Raw genomic sequence first — 19,146 nt, forward strand, 5'->3', positions numbered from 1 at the left:
CAACACGTTACGCGGCGCTCGCATCTCCAGCGCCGTCATCCATGCACCCATCGCGATGCGGTCTCGCTTCGATCGCAACACCACAGCACGAGCACCATGGATCAAGATCTTGCGGAGGTAGAGGTTGCCGCGTTTGCTAATTCCATATAGCTTCGCCTTGCCGCCTGTCGAGTGCTGCTTGGGCACCAGGCCCATCCAAGCCGCGAACTCGCGTCCCTTGCGGAAGGCTCCGCCGTTGCCAATCGAAGCCACGATCGCCGTCGCCACTAACGGTCCGATGCCTGGGATCTGACGCAGCCTGACGCAAGCGGCATCGCTCGAAGCAATCCGCTCACCACTCGGGAGAGGAGCCACAAGTGACGCCAGGTTGGGACCGTTGCGGAGACGGATAGGCTCTCATCCAAGCGCAGAATTGGCCAGCATGTAAGCTAGGTGGACGCACTTGGCGAGAGATTGTGGGCGTTCAGCTTTCTGGCTGTTCAGCGTCGAAGGGCTCTTAGGAGGAGACATGACGTTAAAGCAGATGACTAAGCTTTGCAGCGCGGTACTGGCGGCCGGACTTTTTTCGTTTTGTCTCGCTCGAGCGCAACCAATGCAAGCCGCGTCCCCGAATGTGCCGCCTCCGGTGAAGGCGGAGCGCGATGGAGCGCATGACTTCGACTTCCTGATCGGAGACTGGAAGGCGCACGTACGGCGGCTCCCTGATCGACTCAATGGCTCGAACGCCTGGGTCGATTACGATGGCATATCGAACCACAAGAAAATTCTGGATAGCAATGCCAACTTCGAGGAGTTCGAAGTTGACAACCCCGTGAAGCACCTTCACATCAAGGCGCAGACATTAAGGGTCTACAACCCGCAATCGCACCAGTGGAGCATCTATTTGCTCGACGTCGACAAAGGTGTGCTCAGCCTTCCGCCAGTCGTCGGTCAGTTCACCGGGAATCGGGGAGAGTTTTTTGACCAGGAGGACTATAAAGGACGGGCGATTCTCGTTCGCTACGTCTGGCTGAATATTTCGCCGCGATCGGCGCGGATGGAGCAGTCGTTCTCGCCCGACGGGGGCAAGACCTGGGAAGTGAACTGGATTTGCGAGCTTTCGAGAGATTAAACGGGGTTGCTGACCTCCGCGTTTTCGGCAACTCGGGGGATTACCCGTGAAAGCCGCTCTATGAGCGCATCATCGCCGAGTCAGTCACCGAACACTGCGGTCGGAATTTTGGACTCTGAAGTTCTGGGAGGGTGACCGGCTACACGGACCTTACTCGCTGCGGCCTGAGTTCGGGTCGGTTTCCGTGACACCCCCAAAGCGGTAAGGGAAGGGTCGCGGACCATTTTTGAGGAGTTAAGACTTTTCCTCGTTCCGTTCGGCGGCGTCCGGAAGAGTCTGCCGCAGTTCCGGTGTCGGAACAGATAGGAGGACAGCATCCCCTACCGACTGGACCATTCGGACAGGTAAATCGAGTGTGGCAGCGCGGAGTAGGCCCCGGGCAGCACCGAGTTGCTCGGCGACCGACTTACTCAATTTGATCTGCAGCGCGACGATAATCCATGTGGAGGTGTCGATAAACAGAGCAGCCACTTCGCCGATCGTCTGTCCGTCAGCCGCAATTACTGTTCGTCCTCGGAGGTGTTCATCGGAAACCTGCATCGTCGAACCGCCTATATGAGCAATGAATGCCTAAACTCACCGCGCCTGGGCAATGCGCAGAGTGTACACCTCTCCTTGCTATGGCATGCAGTTTTGCGGTAGCCCGCTGCCGCAAGAACGTCCTTGGGGGCTCGGGCACTTCGGGAACAGTGCCGAGTCAAGCAAGAGGCACGCAAGCCCTGACACGGGCAGGGCCGTTGCCTATCTCAGCCGACGAACTCGCCGCTCGGGGGCTCAGTTGACGCGAAATCGCCACACCACCCTTCGAGAAACCCGATTGCGGCTCAGAAACGAAGGCATTTTGCAACAGAACTCGGCGAGACAGGCCTTTTTGGGGGCATTACGGGATCATGAAGTGAACGCCTGGTGCCGTCAGGAAGATAATCACTATGAACACGGCTGCAAAGAAAAGAGCGGTAGGACTGGTGGGAACGACTTCTTCCGGTGCTGATTCTTTGCGAAGCCTGCGAGCGACCGGCGTGACAAAGAGAAGGATGGCCTGCCCCATCAGGCTTGCGGGCAGCACGGAGATGAGCATTAGATATCTTCCGTTTGGGATCCGAAGGCCCGCAAGACAGAAGATGAACGTTGCCGAAGCGTATGGGACCAGAGCGATTCGGGTGAGGCTCTCGGGGAACGTGCTAAAGAGCGCAGCAAAGAAGCGCACAACACCAGTGCAGATCAGTGTGCCGAAGACGACCTCAAGAACACGAAGGAATGTCTGATGGGGCCAGAATGCTATCACTTCTTTCCAGTCGCCCACGCCCGCGAGCCCCGAGTAAATGATGTAGCAGCAACCATGGAAGATGCCCACCGCGACTACCAGCCAAAGAAAAATACGGAGTGTAATGTCTGCCCGCTCACGCAGCGTAAGAATAAGCAATGGATATAGCAAGATGCCGAGGAGAATCGTGGAGAGTGACCCGGCTGCATTGATGAAGCGATAACCCGAGGTTCCCGGAGCGATGGCAGCGAGCGTGTCAGATGAATCGATCGACGTTGAGGTCAAGACGAAATGGTGCGCGCCGAGCATATAAAACGCTACACCATGCCCAAGGACCTCGTGACACATCGTCACCACGTAGTAGGCCAGAAACCCAATCGCTGCAAGGGTTGGGATGCTATGTCTATCAAGTGTTGGGACGCTATGTCTATACGGATGCGCATGCTTGCCAGCCGCGGGAGTGACGGTAGCCATTTGAGGTGCCCTTAGAAAAATCAGATTGTAGTTAAGAACACCGCACATCGAGAGTTATTCCCGGCGCAGACCATTGTGTTGGCTGTTGATTGATGGATACCCCAGGGGCTAAAGAGGGTGCTGAAAAGTTGTGGCTCTCGGCGAAAGACCTGACCTCAGCGGCTAAAGCCGCGTTCAAAACAAGGCAGTTAAGGGCACGGCTGAAGCCGTGCCCTTAAGCAAGACGGGATTTTTCAGCACCCTCTAAAGCCCCCTTTCTTTTGGGGCGATGAGAGAGGGCCAAGCCTGAAGGCTTGGCGTACCCAGAGGCGGTCGCGCTTGCGCGCGAATCCCACTTGCCGCGATGGGCCGCGTCATGTATGGGGCACCCGGCATGCTCTATGACATCGCCTTGTTGCGGTCTTTACGGCAGCCTACGGAATCAATTAGACTCCGCGGAATTCAATTTCAAGGAGGTCAATGGTGCTATGAAGCAAACTATCCGGTTCGCTGTTGCAGTACTCTGTCTCTCTTTGTTGTCAGTCGCCACTGCAGTGCCACAAGACCAATACACCGAAGGGGGAGTCACTCGGGTCACGTTGATCCGAATATTGCCCGGACATTTCAACGCGTTCATGGAGGACCTGAAAGCTAATGTCAAACCGATCTGGGAGGCGGAAAAGAAGGCCGGGTTGATTGAAAACTACAGCATCTTCCTGAACACTACGAGAGCCAATCCAGAAGACTGGGACATTGGGTTCAGCCTCAGCTATAAGAACTTCGCGGCCCTCGACGGCCTCGCACAAAAAGTTCTTGATCTCCGGATGCAGCAGTATGGCGACAAGAGCAAGGAGCAGCAGGTGATCGACAAGCGTGTGCAAAATGCACGAGTAATCGCCAGTATCCTGACACGCGACATTACCTTGAAGTAGCTGGCCAGGTCCTGGCGGCGTTTCCATTCTCAGGGATGCGTCACCATTTTTCTGTGAATTGCATTACTCCGCACGCGGTAACGCACACCGATGTAGACAAGCCGAAAATGTCGTCCCATGAATACGTGTCCACGGTATCTGTTCAGGGGGCAAATCCCTCGGGGGCAGGCTGGTGTGGGTTATTTGACGTTGAAGGTGACGCCCAGCAGCAGTCCACTTGAGGCGATGTCATAGACAAAAGTGGAACTGGGGCGGTAATTCACATCCAGATAGCGCCAGCCCGCCTGAATGGCGATCTTCGGCTTGATGCGGTAGCCGAGCAGGGCCGCGAACTGGTAGTCCAGATCCGCTCCCCCGCCGCCCGCATCGCCCAGGATCGTGATCTCAGCCTTGGGTGAGAGCGGCATGGTGAACCTGGCTCCCGCGACTACGTCGGCCCAGTCTGCCGACACGGAGCGGTCGCCTAGCAGGCCGGATGGCTGGAAGCTGAAGTTGTTCCCCAGATGAAAGTAGCGGAAGCCGACCAGAGCGTCGGCCTTCAGCTTTTCGTTATCGACAAGCCGGTAGCCGACCTTGGGGGTCAGCATGGTCTGGTTCACTTTCACCTTGATCGAGGTGATGATGTTGGGATCTGGGCTTAACGGAAGCCCCCTGTCGTCGGAGAGCTTCATCCACATGAAATCGAGAGGCAACAGGATGCGGTTTTTGCGAGCCTCAACGGCAGCCATCAGGCCGATGTTGAGATAGTCAAAAATATCGCCGAAACTGGCGTGGACGCTGGTGGTGTAGCCGCGCCCGCCGATGGTACCGTGCATGCCGGCAAACCAAAGATAGGGGGCGATTACGACGTGCCATTTATCGTCGTCTGCGGAAGCTGCGTTTGGGGGAGGAGGAGTGCTTGCTGTCTGGTCCGGGGAGACCAGATTTACTGGCTGCTGAGCACTTGAGTGAACGCATAGAACAGCCAGCGAAGTGGCGAAGGTCAGAAGGCACACGGCACCGCATGATTTCATTGTGTCTCCCTGCGTCCCGGTCTTATTTCCGTTCTGCGTCAACCAGGAGCTGCATTGCAAGGGGCCCGGAGCAATGAAACGTACTCGATTGCAGGTGAGGAATGATCTCATGCGCGGCGGCCGGTGTCACTTGGGGGGGCGAGACATCGGGTGGCATGGTTGAGATGATTGGCGAACAGGATTTTGGCGTGCGGACGAGCCAAAGGTATTTGTGCTGCCTGGTGTTAAAGTCATTGGATTTTCGCGATGGGCTGCACCGGGCTGCCGGGGTCGAGTGTCGTAAGCCTGGTGCCGGCCGGCAGCTTCTCAGGGGACTGAGGGAGTACCGCTCCGCCTGTCAGGCTGCCTTTGTATCTGTTGGGGCTAAGCTGGTACAGATCGGTGCGGGGACACCCATCCTTCGCAGAGGTTCCGAGTACCATACGGCCTGCGGGAGAAGTTCCGGCGATGTGCAGCGTCGCGGCACAGGCACGGCTGAGGCGGCGTGTGAAGTGCCGATCGAGGGAGACATCCTTCGATATTGCGCCTGAGGTCATGTCGTACTCCATCGCTTCGATCCAGCCGGGGTGGGACCCTTCGAGGATGAAGACGAACACATGGTGGCCATCCGGAGAGAATCCGTCGATGCGGAATGCGATCGGCCGGCCCCAATCGTCATCGCTGGTGAAGTAGTTGTCAGGCGGGATGGCCGAACCATCCGGACGCGAGATCTCCAGGATGTAATCGGCTGCGCAGAGGTGGCTCTCCTTGCTGTGGTCATCTTCGCTGTGCATTTTGAGGATGGCGGTAAAGCCTGCGCTGCTGCGAAGAGGGATGGTCTGGGCGTCTGGCACACCGCATGTCAGACCGCCAGGACCAGATGACTGTACCGCAGATGGTTGCAGGAAGAGCATCAGGAGGAGGCTTAACGGGAGCATGATGGCCCCGAGAATACCTCGATTCTCAATTCGATTTTCAATAAAGATGTCCTGCGTTCGTCTTTGAGCGAGATCGTCGGCGGGTGAGATGATTGGGGTAGAGGCTGTTGGGTACGTGGAGACGAGTGCAGAGCTGGCGGCGGGTGTAGCGACTGGGCTGGCGGCGGTGGCGGTTGGGGGCACGCTGACGTGGGCGGCGCTGTCTGCGGGATCGCAGATGTTTGGCAGGACGCTGGTGGCTCCGAAGAGGCCGGATGAGATCTGTTTGACGTATGACGATGGGCCGAATCCGGCGGTGACTCCGCTGCTGCTGGAGGCTTTGGCGCGGGCGGAGGTAAGGGCGACGTTCTTTCTTATCGGCGGGTTTGTGCGGCAGTGTCCGGAGATGGTGCGGGAGATTCGCGCGGCGGGACACCTGGTGGGGAATCACACGATGACGCATCCGTGGCTGGCGTGGCAGACGGAGCGGAGGATTCGCGAGGAGATTGCGGGAGCGAGCGCAGCGATCGAGGATGTGTTGGGGGAGCGGGTGCGGTACTTTCGCGCTCCGCATGGTGCGCGGCGGCCGGTGGTGCTGCGAGTGGTGCGCGAGATGGGGATGGTTCCGGTGCAGTGGAACGCGATGGGGTACGACTGGCGGCCGGTGGGGGCGGCGGAGATTGCGGGGAGTGTGGAGAAGGGGGTCGCGCGGAACCGGCGGGCGGGGCTGGGGTCGAATATTCTGCTGCACGACGGGGGGCACACGGGGCTGGGGGCGGCTCGGATGGAGACGGTGCGGGCGACGCAGATGCTGGTGGAGAGGTGCGCGGGGGCGAGGTTTGTGGGGGTGGATGCGTGGGGGTGAGGATCGAACAGGCGGTTCGGGCGTAACGGGGGCGACCGGGACTCCGGCGGTATATAGTTGTGGGTCTGGCCGGTAGGGCTGTGGAGGTGTGCGATGACGGGTATAGTTCGTGGATCGCTTGTTTTGCTGGCGAGTGCGCTGTTAGCCCCTGTATACGCCTCGGAGCCGTCGACCGTTACGGTGTCGGGTTGGGTGATCGATTCGGCGTGCGCTTACAAGAAGGGGCTGGAGAAGCCGATTGGGGTGGCGTGTGCGAAGGAGTGCGCAAAGAATGGATCTCCGCTGGTGATTCTGCGGGAGGATGGGACGATCTTTTTGCCGATCGACGGCAAGACGCCTTCGGCTTCGCAGAACCCGAAGCTGCTGCCCTATGCGGGCGAGCGGGTGACGGTTACGGGGAAGGCGTATGAGCGGAACGGGTCGCACGCTCTTGTGATCGAGAAGGTCTCCCGGTAGAGTTTTTTTGTTCTGAGGTTCATGGCGGCTGAGTTGACATGGGTCTATGGGGCTGGCTAGGCTTCTTTGCGTCGGCGATAGCGGCGGGCCAAACTTCTATCCTGAGGCTGACGAATTCCGAAGGGCCCCCGCGGTGCGCGTCTCTTGCGGGTGGCTGGAGAGGACGTCCCTTATGAGCAGGAAGGCGGATTACAGCGCGGAGGAGTGGGACCTCCTGCGTGCGGCGCCGATGATGGCAGGGATGCTTGTTGTGGCTGCAAGCCCAAGCGGGCCGTTGGGGATGATGCAGGAGTCGGCGGCGATGGGGCGGATGATTCTGGAGGCCGCGGGTTCAGGGAAGACTCGGCTGTTGAAGGAGTTGGCGGAGGACATGAAGACGTCGATGTCGATTCCGAAGGCGCCTCCCGGGGCCTCGCCGAAGGCGGTGCAGGATGCGGCGACGGAGATTCTGCGGCGGACGTCGGAGCTGCTGGAGAAGAAGGCCACTCCGGAGGAGGCGGCGGAGCTGAAGCCTTGGCTGGGGACGATTGCGCAGCAGACGGCGGAGGCGGCGAAGGAGGGCGGATTCCTGGGGTTTGGAGGGACGCTGGTCTCGGAGGAAGAGAAGGCCGCGATTGCGAGGGTCAACTCGACGCTGGGGCTGGCTGCGTGAGGTGATGAGTCGGGCTGGTGCACGCTTGCTGCGTGTTTGGTGAAGCAATGTGGCAAATTGCCGCACATTGCCTGCATTTCCTTGCAACGTTGAAGAGATCTTCGCAGGTTCGGGGCGTCGCGGATTTGCGGTAAGGGGCTGAGGCTCAGGGCGATGGGCGTCTATGTCTAGTTCCGTTGAATTGGAGGAGAAATTGCACGTTTCGTAACACTCACCGGTGGTTGCAAGAGGAGGGAGAGCCATGGTCAGACTTGGAAGGAACGTGTTCGTTCTGGGTGTTGCTGCCCTGCTTTGTTTGCCGTTTGCGAAGGGGGATACGCTGCTTCCCGGAAGTGTGATTCCGGCGTCGCAGGTTCCTCTTCCGGAGGGGCCTCCGGGACAGCCGTTTCTGCATGAGGTCGGTTTTTACAACGGTGTGGTGAGCGGTGGCGGGTTCAGCGCAAATTATGCGACTTATGTTTTCTCCGATCCGGCGAATGTCTACTGCGCAGGGTGCCTCGACTTCATGTTCGGGCTGGGTGGAATCACCTCCGGTCAGATCGATGCGTTTACGGTGGGGGGCTTTGGGGGATTGGACACGGATGCGGGATACGGTTTCGGGTTTGGGTACGGCGGCACCCCTCCGACGACGATCGGGCGTGACGCGACGGGAGACTTGATCACGTTTTACTTTGCGAATCCGGTGATCATCGATCCGGTGTATGGCAGCCAGCGTCCGGCGTTCATGCTGGTCCAGACGAACGCCACGGAGTTCGTTCGGGCGACGGCCGAGGGCGGAACGCTGGAGGGGCTGACGACGCTGGAGCCGGTCGTGCCGCCGCCGTCCGGGGTGATTCCTGAGCCGTCGACTCTGGCTCTTCTGGGGACGGGGCTTGCGAGTGTTGCGGGTGCGATCAGGAGGAGACTCGCGCGGTAGGGAGATTTCTGCACGAGTCTGTGCCAACGCCCACTCGAGCGAGTGGGCGTTCGTCTTTTATGGCTATTGGAGGTTGAGGGTGCCTTGTAAAGGTGTGTCGGCGGAGGAGGGACCGGCGGTGATTTTGTAGGTGCCGGGGAGGAGTTGGAAGGCTTCTTTTTGCTCGTCGAAGATGGAGAGGACGTCGGGGTTGAGGGGGATGGTGAGGGTTTTGGATTCGCCGGGGGCGAGGGTGACGCTCTCGAAGCCAGCGAGGCGTTTGAAGGTCTCGCCGGATTGCTGGGGGAGCGTGGCGTAGACCTGGGCGATCTCGGTGCCGGGACGCTTGCCGGTGTTCGTCACGGTGAAGGTGACGCTGCGGGCCGCGCTGTTGGTCTTGAGGTTGGAGTAGGCGTAGGCGGTGTAGGAGAGGCCGTAGCCGAAGGGGAAGAGCGGCTGCTTGTTCTCGGACTCGTACCACTTGTAGCCGACCTTTGCGCCCTCGTCGTAGGTGACGGAGTAGCGGGAGGCGGGGCGGGCGCGGTCGTTGACGGCTCCGGAGCCAGCGCCGCGGTCTTCCTTCGCGAGCGGCGGGATGGTGGGGTGGGGGAGGTCCTGCTCGGAGCGCGGGAAGGTCATGGCGAGTTTGCCGGAGGGGTTGACGGCTCCAGTGAGGACGTTGGCGAGGGCGATGTGGCCGCGGGAGCCGGCGTACCAGGCCTCGACCACTCCGGCGACGTTGGGGAGCCAGGGCATGGTGACGGCGGTGCCGGTCTCGAGGACGACGATGGTGCGGGGGTTGGCGGCGGCGACGGCGGCGATGAGCGCGTCCTGGTTGTCGGGGAGTGAGAGGCTGGGGAGGTCCATGCCCTCGGCGGTCCACTGGTGGGCGAAGACGATGGCGACGTCGGCGGATTTGGCGAAGGCGGCTGCGGCGGCGGGGTCGGTGCCGGAGTTGAAGTCGATCTTTGCGTTGGGGAGCGCGGCTTTGAGGGCCTTGAGGGGTGAGGTGGGGAACCAGATGTGATCCTGCCAGTGGGTCCCGCGGTGGCCTTCGGGGGCGATGACGTTGCCGCCGGGAGGATCGACCTGCGCGGAGCCACCGCCGGAGATCATGCCGACGTCGGCGTGTGCGCCGATGAGGGCGATGGTGTGGAGCTTCGTGCCGTCGAGCGGGAGGATGGAGTTGTCGTTCTTGAGCAGGACGATGCTCTGTTCTTCGATGTGCTGGGCGATGTCGAGGTGACCTTCGATGTCGACGACGGATTTTTCGATGGGGTGATCGACGACTCCTGAGAGGAACATGGAGCGGAGGATGCGGCGGGCGTGGTCGTCGATCTCAGAGGCGGGAACGCGGTTGGCTTCGACGGCCTCTTTGAGTTTGGGGCCGAAGAAGTCGGCCAGAGGCTGCTCGTTGTCGAGGCCGGCGGCGGAGGCTTTTTCGGTGGAGTGGGTTCCGCCCCAGTCGGAGAGGACGAAGCCAGGGAAGTGCCACTGTTTGCGGAGGACGTCGGTGAGGAGGTATTTGTTCTCGCAGGCGTAGTCGGAGTTGATGCGGTTGTAGGAGCACATGACGGCGGCGGGATTGCCGATCTGGATTCCGATGTGGAAGGCGAGGAGGTCGGACTCCTGCATGGCGCGGTGGGAGATCTTGACGTCGACGATGTTGCGTCCGGTCTCCTGGTCGTTGAGGGCGTAGTGCTTGATGTCGCCGATGACGTGCTGTGCCTGCTCGCACTTGATGCGGTTGCCTACGAGGGTTCCGGCGAGGAGCGGGTCTTCGCCGAGGTATTCGAAGGTGCGTCCGTTGCGGGGCTCGCGGGTGAGGTTGGTTCCGCCGCCGAGGGTCATGTTGTAGCCCTGGGCGCGAAGCTCGCGGCCGATGAGGGTGCCGTACTGGCAGGCGGCCTCGGCGCTCCAGCTGGAGGCGGAGCCGAGCGCCGAGGTGAGGGCGGTGGAGTAGCGGCCGTTTGCTCCGGAGTCGCGGACGCCGTAGGAGGCGTCGGACATGTAGATGTTGGGAATGCCGAGGCGGGGGATGCCGGCGGTCATTCCGGCGCCGCCGTTGGAGAGGTAAGTCAGGGGCATCTGCCACTGGGAGGCGTGGGCCATGCCGTTGCCGTGGAGGAGGCCGATCTTCTCGTCGAGGGTGAGCTGCTTGAGGACGAGCTCGGCGCGCTGGTCGGGGGAGAGGGAGGTGTTCATCCAGGGGCGGGGGCCAGGCGCGGCGGGGGTCTGGGCGTGCATGGGCAGGGTTGGTGCGAAGAGCATTGCTGCGCCTAATGCGAGTGAAAGGCGCCAGTTGGACGAACGCATCTGCATTGATTTCCCTCTGGGTTGAACTGTGTGGTCAGGCAAGAGAGGCTGATCGACGGTCACCCTTGAAGCGATTTTTGATGAGAATTTCTGTTGAGCGTATTCACTATAGTGGTTTAGTCAAACGTTTGTCTAAGATTATTTGGGCCTTGCCGGCCTGGGTTCGGAGAGCGCGCGAGATGTCCATTCCCGGACACGGTGTTGCGAATCTGAACAGTCATAGGTGGGTTATTGAGAGCAAGTATATGATTGCATGGCGTTTGGGCGAGGCGGTTAGGGAAGCCTGCATGCAGTTTCGTGAACTGTTTCTTTGGAGATGCCGATGCGTTCCCTGCTTCAGGACTTGCAATATGGACTTCGCCAGCTTCGCAATACGCCTGTGTTTGCGCTGACCACGATTCTTACGCTGGCGCTGGGAATTGGAATCAATGCGGCGATGTTCTCGGTCGTTGACCAGGTTCTGCTGCGGGCCATGCCGTTTCCGCGCGCGAACGAAGTGGTGCAGATGGCGGTGCGGACGGAGAGTGGCAGCTTTGCGCCGACTTCGCTGCCAGATATACGGGACTGGAAGGCGCGGAGTCATTCGTTCGAGCAGATCGCGTACTTCACGGAACAGGTGCCGACGCTAGGCGGAACGGACAATCCAAAGCTGATTCCGCAGATCGTTTCGAGCGCGAACCTGTTTGAGTTGCTGGAGTCGCGGCCGCTGATGGGCAGGACGTTTGTACCGGCCGACAGCGAGGCCGGCCACACGGCGGTGGTGGTGCTGACGGCGGCTCTGTGGCGCGAGTTTTATCACGGCGACCGCGAGATCGTCGGCCGGACGGTTTCGGTGAACGGAGTTCCGCATACGGTGATCGGGGTGATGTCGGATGGCTTTGCGTTTCCGGCGAACACGGGCGATAGCGCGATCTGGACTCCGCTGCCGGTTGAAGACAAGGCTATGCAGGAGCGTGGCTCGGCTGTGCTGAGTGTGATTGGGAGACTGCGGCCGGGCGTGACGATCGAGGATGCGCGGCGGGAGATGAACTCGATTCATGAGCAGCTGCGGCACGAGTATCCGAAGGAAGAGAGCGTGAATCCGGTACAGGTGCAGAGCTATGCCGAAGTGGTGACGGGCTCGGTGCGACCGGCGATTCTTGCGCTGGATGGTGCGGTGTTTGCGGTGTGGTTGATTGCGTGCGCGAACGTGGCGGGACTGCTGCTGGCGCGAGGAAATAATCGTCGACGCGAGATTTCCGTGAGGGCTGCTCTCGGAGCGCAGCGGGGAAGGTTGGTCCAGCAGTTCCTTACGGAGAGCTTTTTGCTGAGCGTGGCTGGCGGAGCGCTAGGGCTGTTGCTTGCGGCCTTCTCGCTGTCGTTGCTGAAGAGGTACCTGGCGACTGCGATCATCTTCGGCGACCAGATTCATATCGATTACAAAGTGTGCCTGTATCTGTTCCTTGCGTCGTGCGTGTCGGCGGTGGTGTTTGGGTTGCTGCCGGCGCTGCATGCGTCGAAGGTCTCTCCGCAGGAGGGTTTGCGCGATGGCGCGGCGGCGACGGGAGTGAGTAAGCAGCAGACGCGTTGGAGGGACGGGCTGGTGGTGGGGGAGATTGCGCTGACGCTGACGCTGCTGGTGGCGGCTTCGCTGATGGTGCGGACGCTCATCTCGCTGCGGCACACGCGGGTGGGATTTGTGGCGAGCGAGGTGACGACGGGAGAGATTTATCTGCCGAACCACGCTGCGGGGTTGTTCTTCACGACGGCATCTCCGGAGAAGCGGGCGTCGATGATCCAGACGTTCTATGAGCCGCTGCTGGAGAAGGTAAGGGCGCTGCCGGGTGTGCAGTCGGCGGGGCTGACGACGGTGCGTCCGCTGCAGGGCGGGTGGGACTTCAACATGACGGTGGAGCTGAACCATCATCCGAAGTTCGAGCGCTCGGTGCATGCGGATGCGCAGGCGCGGGCGACGACGGGGGAGTACTTCGGCACAATGGGGATTCGGTTGCTGCAGGGCCGGTTGTTTGCGGCGACAGATTCGGCGAACGCGCCGCCGACAGCGATTGTGAATCGCACGTTTGTGAAGCGGTTTCTGCCGAACGAGGATCCGATCGGGCAGCAGGTGCGGATGAATGATGCGGGCGAGAGGCAGTGGTCGACGATTGTGGGAGTGGTGGACGACAGCCCGCAGAAGAGCCTGGGACAGGCGCCGCTGCCGGAGATTCACTACAACCTGGCGCAGTTGTTGCCGCAGGACGAGCTGTATCCGATCCTCGGAAACTTTTACATGAACGTGGCGGTACGGTCGCCGTTGCCGTCGGAGGTAGTGACGCGTGATCTGCGGCGGATTGTGCATGACATGCAGCCTGACGCCGTGCTGAACCACGTGGAGAGTATGCAGCAGGTGGTGGATGACTCGCTGGGGAACCAGGTTCTGGCGGCACGACTGCTAGGGCTGTTTGCGCTGGCGGGACTGGTGATTGCAGTGGCAGGAATTTATGGGTTGCTGGCGTACTCGGTGAGCCAGCGGACGCGAGAGCTTGGTGTAAGGCTGGCGTTGGGGGCGCAGCGCGAATCGATTGTGTGGCTGGTGCTGCGGCATGCGCTGGTTCTGCTGGCCGTGGGGTTTGGGCTGGGGATGCTGCTGATGGGTGCTTCGGGAAGGCTGCTGACGGCGTGGCTGGGCTACCGGTTCAACGGGTACGACGTTGTGGCTGCGTTGGCCGTGGCGGCGCTGCTGGCGATTTGCGGAGTGGCGGCGAGCTATCTGCCGGCGCGCAGGGCTTCGCGGATCGAGCCGGTGGTGGCGTTGCGGACGGAGTAGTCCTTAGCTGAGCGCGGTGCGTGCGGCGTTGAGGAGGAAGGCCACGTCTTCGGGGGCGTGGGCAGTGGAGACGAAGGCGGCTTCGAACTGGCTGGGCGGGAGCCAGACCCCGTGTTCGAGCATGGCGCGGTGGAAACGGCCGAAGGCGGCGGTGTCGGAGGTGGCGGCGGAGGCGAAGTCGGTGACGGGGTTCACGGTGAAGAACCAGGTGAACATGGAGCCGACCTGGTTGGTGGTGAGGGGGATGTTGCGCTCGCAGGCGATGCTAGCTACGCTGTTTGCGATGTCAGCGGTGGTGCGGTCGAGCTGCGGGTAGATGGTCTGCTCGTTGTCGATGAGGTGCTGAAGGGTGGCGATGCCGGCGGCCATGGCGAGGGGGTTTCCGCTGAGGGTTCCGGCCTGGTAGACGGGGCCGAGGGGGGCCAGGTGATTCATGATGTCGGCGCGTCCGCCGAAGGCTCCGCAGGGGAGGCCGCCGCCGATGATCTTGCCGAGGGTGGTGAGGTCGGGCTGGATGTTGTAGAGGCGCTGGGCTCCGCCAAGGGTGACGCGGAAGCCGGTCATGACCTCGTCGAGGATGAGGAGGGCGCCGTGCTGGCGGGTGATCTCGCGGAGGCCTTCGAGGTAGCCGGGCGCGGGGGGGATAGTTCCGGCGTTGCCGACGATGGGCTCGACGATGACGCAGCCGATCTCGTCGGGGCGGGCGGCGAAGGCGGCGCGGACGGCCTCGAGGTCGTTGAAGGGGAGGGCGAGGGTGTGCATCGCGGTCTCGGGAGGGACACCTGCGGAGCCGGGGATCCCGAGGGTTACGACTCCGGAGCCTGCTTTGACGAGCATGGCGTCGGAGTGGCCGTGGTAGCAGCCCTCGAACTTGATGACGAAGTTGCGGTTGGTGAATCCGCGGGCGAGGCGGATGGCGGACATGCAGGCCTCGGTGCCTGAGGAGACGAAGCGGAGCTTTTCGACGGAGGGGAAGCACTGGTGGACGAGGGAGGCCAGCTGGGCTTCGGCGGCGGTGGAGGCTCCGAAGGAGGCAGAGCGGCCTGCGGCTTGGCGGATGGCCTCGACGGCGGGGGGGAAGGCGTGGCCGAGGATCATGGGGCCCCAGGAGCCGAAGAGGTCGAGGTAGCGGTTGCCGTCCTCATCGTAGAGGTAGGCGCCTTCGGCGTGGGTGAGGAAGGGCGGCTCACCGCCGACGGAGCGGAAGGCGCGGACGGGGGAGTTGACTCCGCCGGGGAAGAGGGACTCGGCGCGTTGCTGGAGGAGGTGGGATCGGCTGTGGGAGAGAGGCATCTGGTTAAGTATAGAAGTGTGGTGAGCATGGGTTGGCGAAGGGTATCGGTTGAGAAGCAGTCCCTCCGCTGCGCAGCGCGATGAAGCTGCGCTGCTTCAGTCGGGATGACCATTGTGGGGCAAAGGAGCGGTGATGACGGAGGCGGAGCGCGCGAGGATTGCGGGGCAGCCGGTGGTGTTGTATGACGGCGTGTGTGCGCTCTGCAATGGGGTGGTTCGGTTTTGTTTGAAGAGGGATGCGGTGGGGATGTTTCGGTTTGCTCCGTTGCAGAGTGCGGTGGCGCGGGAGCTTGCGGGCTCGAACGAGGGAGTGGACGGCGTGGTGCTGGTGATGGATGCGCTGGGGCCGGCGCAGAGGGTCTGGCGGCGGTCGGATGCGGTGGCGGAGGCGCTGGTGCTGCTGGGCGGCGGGTGGACCGTGCTGGGGCAGGCGCTGCGGTGGGTTCCGCGTGGGTTGCGCGAGTGGGGGTATGGGTTGGTGGCGCGGGTGAGGTACAGGGTGTTTGGGCGATATGCGGTCTGTCCGGTTCCGAGCGCGGCGGAGAGGCAGCGGTTTGTTGGCTTTGAGGATGCAAAGAGTTAGGGCGGTGCGCGGAGGCTGCCGTTCACTCGGGATTCCACGCGCGGGGCGGGGGTGTGCTGCTAGACTGGAAACCTCTGTGTTTTTGCACAATTCCCCCCTGGAGAGAACCTTGCCGGAGAATCCCCCCACTTCAACGCCTGCGACCACGACCGAAGAGATGCGAAAGCAGCAGAGTGGGGGGGCGAACGCGCGCCCGGCAACAGCGAAGGGCAAGCAGATCAGCTACGCCGATGCGGGCGTGGACATCTCGGCGGCGGATAAGTCAAAGCACCGCATCAAGATGCTGGCGCGGAAGACGTTCAACAAGCAGGTGCTGAGCGAGATTGGCGGCTTCGGCGGGCTGTTTGCGCTGGATCTTGCGAAGTATCCGAACCCGGTGCTGGTGTCGTCGGCCGATGGTGTGGGGACGAAGCTGAAGGTGGCGTTCGACCTGGGGATTCACCACACGGTGGGGCAGGACCTGGTGAACCACTGCGTGAACGATATTGCGGTGCAGGGCGCTTCGCCGCTGTTCTTTCTGGACTACCTGGCGACGGGGAAGCTGGACAACTCGGTGGTGGAGACGGTGGTGCAGGGGATCTCGGATGCGTGCAGGGCGAACGGCTGCGCGCTGATCGGCGGAGAGACGGCGCAGATGCCGGGGTTCTATGCCGATGGTGAGTATGATCTCGCGGGGACGATTATTGGCGCGGTGAGCCGGGAGAAGATCATCACGGGCGATGGGATCGAGGTGGGCGATGTGCTGATCGGGCTGCTTTCGAACGGTCTGCACACGAATGGGTACTCGCTGGCGCGGAAGCTGCTGTTCGAGGTGGCGAAGTACGGGCCGGAGCAGTACGTGAACGAGCTGAAGGACAAGACAGGCGCGGCGCTGATGCGGGTGCACCGGAGTTATCTGGCGATCATCAAGAAGCTGACGGCGGGCGAGGTGGTGAGCGGGATGGCGCACATCACGGGCGGAGGGATTACGGAGAATCTGCCGCGGATTATTCCGAAGGGCATGGGCGCGCAGGTGGATCTGGCGTCGTGGCAGGTTCCGCCGCTGTTTGAGCACCTGCAGAAGCTGGGGAACGTGGAGCAGGATGAGATGCTCAGGACGTTCAATATGGGGATCGGGCTGATTGCGGTGGTTCCGGCGGAGAAGGTGAAGAAGGCGAAGGCGATCCTGAACCGGGCGAACGAGCGGTTTCATATCATGGGGCGGATTGTTCGCGGGGAGCGGAAGGTCAGTTACAACTAGGCTGTTTGTGTCGCGGTACGGGCGCGGTGACCTCGGGAGAGCCGCTGGGCCTGACGAGCGAAATGCGGGGGTTCTTCGGTCAACCCACCCGTTGGGCGGGTCTCCCTCAGAATGACATTGTTGTGGCAAGACGCGGCAGTGTGTGGGCTACGTCATTTGTCTGTGGTCAAGGGGCTGGCGGACCCCTATTATTCTTCACACTTTCAGAATTCTGCCGGCTGCGCGAGATGAGCTTTTGAGCGCGCGATGAGGCCCAGCTGTTTCCGCGAAGGGAGATGGGAATGGAGATCAGCTCCAGACGTCGTTTCTTTGGCAGGGTGGCTTCGACGGCCGCGGTGTTTGCGGGTGGATCGAAGATGTTCGGACAGCAGGCTCCTGCTTCGCCTCAAGTGCCTGCTGCGCCTCCTGCTCCTGGGGCGGGGGAGAGGCCGCGGCGGTTCGGCAACCGGATTCATAACGGCATCTTCTACTTCTCGGGGACGGGATCGAATGACGGCTATCCGAAGGAAGATCATGTGCTGGTGACGGACCCGTTTGAGAGGCATGTGACGCGGTCGCTGGATGCGCTGAAGCGGTCGCTGGAGCGCGCGGGATCGAACATGGACAGTATTCTGAACATGCAGGTGTTCATCTGCCTTCCGCATGCGGATACCATTCCGATGCCGACGGGGAAGGCGCGGTTCGACGCGCACAAGGCGCAGTATGAGGCGCTGAACAAGATCTATGCGACGTACTTCTCGCAGGGGAAGAGTCCTTCGCGGTCGTGCATGGCGGTGGAGTGGATTCCCGGAGACTCGCTGGTTGAGTTTGTTGGAAGCGCGCTGGTGGTGAATCCGCAGCCAGAGGCTCCGGCGGCGCCGACTGGACCGGCAGCGCCAAAAAGTGCTGCGGGAGTTTAGATTTTAGGAAGAACGGAAAGGGAATCTGGATATGGATCTGAAGTCACGCTGGAATCGACGGTCGTTTTTGTCCACGTTGGGAGCTGCGACGGGCAGCTTTTTTGCTCCGAAGGCCGCTATGGCCGAGAAGAAGCTGAAGGACGAGAAGCCGGGCATCGACGGGCATGCGATCGTGCCGATCAAGAAGGGTCTGGGCTCGACGGGCGATGTGTACGCCGAGCTGGGCGTGACTCCGCTGGTGAACATTGTGGGCACGGTGACGGTGATCGGCGGCTCGGTGATGAAGCCTGAGGTGATGGAGCTGATGCGTCAGGGCAACCAGCACTTCGTTCTGATCAACGAGCTGGAAGTTGCCGCGGGACGGTACATCGAGAAGCTGTGCAAGACGCCTCCGGGCTATACGGGGCTGGTAACGGGCGGCGTGGCGGCGGGAATTGTGGTCGCGTATGCGGGCATGCTGACGGAGGACCTGGAGCCGCGGCTGAAGGCGTGTCCGGACCTGACGGGCTTCCCGAAGACCGAGGTGATCATTCAGAAGGCGCATCGCAACAACTTCGATCACCAGGTTCGTCAGACGGGCGTGACTCTGGTGGAGGTTGAGACGAAGGAGCAGATGATCAACGCCATCAACCCGAAGACGCTGGCGATGCACTACATCAATATCCAGTCGGACCGCGGGCAGGTGAGCGGGCCGGAGATGATCGAGATTGCGAAGAAGGCGAACATCTACACGTTCAATGACGCGTCGGCGGACGTTCCGCCGAAGGAGCGGCTGTGGGAGTACCCGGCGCAGGGCTGGGACTTTGTTGCCTTCTCGGGCGGCAAGGACATCTGCGGGCCGCAGGCGTCGGGCATCCTGATCGGCAAGGAGCAGCTGATCCGGTGGGCGCAGATGAACATGAGCCCGCAGGAGGATCGCATCGGCCGCTCGAGCAAAGTGGGCAAGGAGACGATCTTTGCGCTGCTGAAGGCGCTGGAGCTATTTGTCGAGCAGGATTACGACGAGGTGCTGAAGAGCTACGATGCGCGCGCTGAGGTGATCTCGAAGGCGATTGCGAAGTTCGGCGTCACGGCGCTGCCGCGCGAGTTCAATCCGAATGCGCTGGGCAACGTGACGCCACACTACAGCTGGCAGATCGACCAGACGAAGTCGAATGTCACGGCGCAGGACGTGATGAAGCAGCTGGCGGAGACCAAGCCGGTGGGGATCGGCAGTCTGAACGCCGATTCCGGTGGCATGCGCGGACGCAACCCGAATCCTCCTGCGAATCCGCCGCAGGAGCACCGGCACCGCAATCAGGATCCGACGAAGTTCGGATTTGCGATGTGGCAGCTGAAGGAGGGCGAGGACAAGTACATCGCCGACCGGCTGGTGGAGATCTTCAGCGCGGCGAAGAAGGCGTAACGAAGGGTCGATCACGAAGGAAAACCCCGGCGAACGATGCCGGGGTTTTTTCTTTCAGGGTTCAGGT

The 19,146-nt window shown here is 61.5% G+C and carries 17 protein-coding genes and 1 pseudogene; 11 read left to right on the plus strand and 7 right to left on the minus strand.

Annotated elements, in window-relative coordinates; genetic code table 11:
* Positions 1–333 (minus strand): annotated as a pseudogene (locus Q363_RS09640) (transposase); the annotation flags it as partial.
* A 259-nt stretch (positions 334–592) separates the two neighbouring features.
* Between Q363_RS09640 and Q363_RS09645 the strand changes: the two are divergent.
* Positions 593–1,111, plus strand: coding sequence for a hypothetical protein (locus Q363_RS09645; protein ID WP_051978603.1), 519 nt, complete (start codon positions 593–595; stop codon positions 1,109–1,111).
* A 234-nt stretch (positions 1,112–1,345) separates the two neighbouring features.
* Here the strand turns inward: Q363_RS09645 and Q363_RS09650 are convergent, their stop codons facing one another.
* The gene (locus Q363_RS09650; RefSeq protein ID WP_035349609.1) at positions 1,346–1,651 is read right to left on the minus strand and encodes a PRC-barrel domain-containing protein; all 306 of its coding nucleotides are present in this window, start codon (positions 1,649–1,651) and stop codon (positions 1,346–1,348) included.
* A 340-nt stretch (positions 1,652–1,991) separates the two neighbouring features.
* Complete coding sequence (locus Q363_RS09655; RefSeq protein ID WP_157466702.1) at positions 1,992–2,849, minus strand: hypothetical protein; 858 nt, start codon at positions 2,847–2,849, stop codon at positions 1,992–1,994.
* Positions 2,850–3,316: 467 nt separating this feature from the next.
* Between Q363_RS09655 and Q363_RS09660 the strand changes: the two genes are divergently transcribed.
* Positions 3,317–3,760 carry a hypothetical protein gene (locus tag Q363_RS09660; protein WP_035349611.1) on the plus strand — a complete coding sequence of 148 codons (444 nt, stop codon included), beginning with the start codon at positions 3,317–3,319 and terminating at the stop codon, positions 3,758–3,760.
* A gap of 179 nt (positions 3,761–3,939) precedes the next feature.
* Here the strand turns inward: Q363_RS09660 and Q363_RS09665 are convergent, their stop codons facing one another.
* Together Q363_RS09665 and Q363_RS09670 are read right to left on the minus strand one after the other, a co-directional pair.
* Entirely contained in the window at positions 3,940–4,773 is an 834-nt protein-coding gene (locus Q363_RS09665; RefSeq protein ID WP_157466704.1) for a porin family protein, read from the minus strand.
* Positions 4,774–5,003: 230 nt separating this feature from the next.
* Positions 5,004–5,606 carry a hypothetical protein gene (locus Q363_RS09670; RefSeq protein WP_211256155.1) on the minus strand — a complete coding sequence of 201 codons (603 nt, stop codon included), beginning with the start codon at positions 5,604–5,606 and terminating at the stop codon, positions 5,004–5,006.
* A gap of 172 nt (positions 5,607–5,778) precedes the next feature.
* Between Q363_RS09670 and Q363_RS09675 the strand changes: the two genes are divergently transcribed.
* From Q363_RS09675 to Q363_RS43920, 4 genes are all read left to right on the plus strand, one after another.
* Complete coding sequence (locus Q363_RS09675; protein ID WP_051978604.1) at positions 5,779–6,534, plus strand: polysaccharide deacetylase family protein; 756 nt, start codon at positions 5,779–5,781, stop codon at positions 6,532–6,534.
* A 93-nt stretch (positions 6,535–6,627) separates the two neighbouring features.
* On the plus strand, positions 6,628–6,990 hold the full coding sequence (locus tag Q363_RS09680; protein WP_245632139.1) for a hypothetical protein: 363 nt from the start codon (positions 6,628–6,630) through the stop codon (positions 6,988–6,990).
* A 172-nt stretch (positions 6,991–7,162) separates the two neighbouring features.
* The gene (locus tag Q363_RS09685) at positions 7,163–7,642 is read left to right on the plus strand and encodes a hypothetical protein (RefSeq protein ID WP_035349689.1); all 480 of its coding nucleotides are present in this window, start codon (positions 7,163–7,165) and stop codon (positions 7,640–7,642) included.
* 241 nt (positions 7,643–7,883) lie between these two features.
* Positions 7,884–8,558, plus strand: coding sequence for a PEP-CTERM sorting domain-containing protein (locus Q363_RS43920; RefSeq protein ID WP_035349614.1), 675 nt, complete (start codon positions 7,884–7,886; stop codon positions 8,556–8,558).
* Positions 8,559–8,621: 63 nt separating this feature from the next.
* On the opposite strand, the gene Q363_RS09695 is transcribed toward Q363_RS43920, so the two are convergent.
* A complete protein-coding gene (locus Q363_RS09695) occupies positions 8,622–10,808 on the minus strand; it encodes a beta-glucosidase (RefSeq protein ID WP_169746953.1) in 2,187 nt (728 codons plus the stop codon).
* A gap of 367 nt (positions 10,809–11,175) precedes the next feature.
* On the opposite strand from Q363_RS09695, the gene Q363_RS09700 reads away from it, so the two are divergent.
* Entirely contained in the window at positions 11,176–13,659 is a 2,484-nt protein-coding gene (locus tag Q363_RS09700; RefSeq protein ID WP_035349616.1) for an ABC transporter permease, read from the plus strand.
* 3 nt (positions 13,660–13,662) lie between these two features.
* Here the strand turns inward: Q363_RS09700 and hemL are convergent, their stop codons facing one another.
* Positions 13,663–14,952, minus strand: coding sequence for a glutamate-1-semialdehyde 2,1-aminomutase (gene hemL, locus Q363_RS09705; RefSeq protein WP_035349617.1), 1,290 nt, complete (start codon positions 14,950–14,952; stop codon positions 13,663–13,665).
* 133 nt (positions 14,953–15,085) lie between these two features.
* Between hemL and Q363_RS09710 the strand changes: the two genes are divergently transcribed.
* From Q363_RS09710 to Q363_RS09725, 4 genes are all read left to right on the plus strand, one after another.
* On the plus strand, positions 15,086–15,535 hold the full coding sequence (locus tag Q363_RS09710; protein WP_051978606.1) for a thiol-disulfide oxidoreductase DCC family protein: 450 nt from the start codon (positions 15,086–15,088) through the stop codon (positions 15,533–15,535).
* A gap of 157 nt (positions 15,536–15,692) precedes the next feature.
* Positions 15,693–16,775, plus strand: a complete 1,083-nt coding sequence (purM, locus tag Q363_RS09715) for a phosphoribosylformylglycinamidine cyclo-ligase (protein ID WP_035349691.1) — start codon at positions 15,693–15,695, stop codon at positions 16,773–16,775.
* Positions 16,776–17,056: 281 nt separating this feature from the next.
* Positions 17,057–17,674 carry a RidA family protein gene (locus Q363_RS09720; protein WP_035349618.1) on the plus strand — a complete coding sequence of 206 codons (618 nt, stop codon included), beginning with the start codon at positions 17,057–17,059 and terminating at the stop codon, positions 17,672–17,674.
* 31 nt (positions 17,675–17,705) lie between these two features.
* The gene (locus Q363_RS09725; protein WP_035349619.1) at positions 17,706–19,079 is read left to right on the plus strand and encodes an aminotransferase class V-fold PLP-dependent enzyme; all 1,374 of its coding nucleotides are present in this window, start codon (positions 17,706–17,708) and stop codon (positions 19,077–19,079) included.
* Positions 19,080–19,146 lie beyond the last annotated feature (67 nt).

The sequence above is a fragment of the Edaphobacter aggregans DSM 19364 genome (assembly GCF_000745965.1).
GTDB lineage: Bacteria > Acidobacteriota > Terriglobia > Terriglobales > Acidobacteriaceae > Edaphobacter > Edaphobacter aggregans.

Coding starts and splice junctions, on each gene's coding strand:
- purM (WP_035349691.1), top strand. CDS start 15,693: ATGCGAAAGCAGCAGAGTGGGGGGGCGAACGCGCGCCCGGCAACAGCG.
- Q363_RS09675 (WP_051978604.1), top strand. CDS start 5,779: ATGATTGGGGTAGAGGCTGTTGGGTACGTGGAGACGAGTGCAGAGCTG.
- Q363_RS09680 (WP_245632139.1), top strand. CDS start 6,628: ATGACGGGTATAGTTCGTGGATCGCTTGTTTTGCTGGCGAGTGCGCTG.
- Q363_RS09720 (WP_035349618.1), top strand. CDS start 17,057: ATGGAGATCAGCTCCAGACGTCGTTTCTTTGGCAGGGTGGCTTCGACG.
- Q363_RS43920 (WP_035349614.1), top strand. CDS start 7,884: ATGGTCAGACTTGGAAGGAACGTGTTCGTTCTGGGTGTTGCTGCCCTG.
- Q363_RS09660 (WP_035349611.1), top strand. CDS start 3,317: ATGAAGCAAACTATCCGGTTCGCTGTTGCAGTACTCTGTCTCTCTTTG.
- Q363_RS09685 (WP_035349689.1), top strand. CDS start 7,163: ATGAGCAGGAAGGCGGATTACAGCGCGGAGGAGTGGGACCTCCTGCGT.
- Q363_RS09665 (WP_157466704.1), bottom strand. CDS start 4,773: ATGAAATCATGCGGTGCCGTGTGCCTTCTGACCTTCGCCACTTCGCTG.
- Q363_RS09695 (WP_169746953.1), bottom strand. CDS start 10,808: ATGCTCTTCGCACCAACCCTGCCCATGCACGCCCAGACCCCCGCCGCG.
- Q363_RS09700 (WP_035349616.1), top strand. CDS start 11,176: ATGCGTTCCCTGCTTCAGGACTTGCAATATGGACTTCGCCAGCTTCGC.
- Q363_RS09725 (WP_035349619.1), top strand. CDS start 17,706: ATGGATCTGAAGTCACGCTGGAATCGACGGTCGTTTTTGTCCACGTTG.
- Q363_RS09655 (WP_157466702.1), bottom strand. CDS start 2,849: ATGGCTACCGTCACTCCCGCGGCTGGCAAGCATGCGCATCCGTATAGA.
- Q363_RS09645 (WP_051978603.1), top strand. CDS start 593: ATGCAAGCCGCGTCCCCGAATGTGCCGCCTCCGGTGAAGGCGGAGCGC.
- Q363_RS09650 (WP_035349609.1), bottom strand. CDS start 1,651: ATGCAGGTTTCCGATGAACACCTCCGAGGACGAACAGTAATTGCGGCT.
- hemL (WP_035349617.1), bottom strand. CDS start 14,952: ATGCCTCTCTCCCACAGCCGATCCCACCTCCTCCAGCAACGCGCCGAG.
- Q363_RS09710 (WP_051978606.1), top strand. CDS start 15,086: ATGACGGAGGCGGAGCGCGCGAGGATTGCGGGGCAGCCGGTGGTGTTG.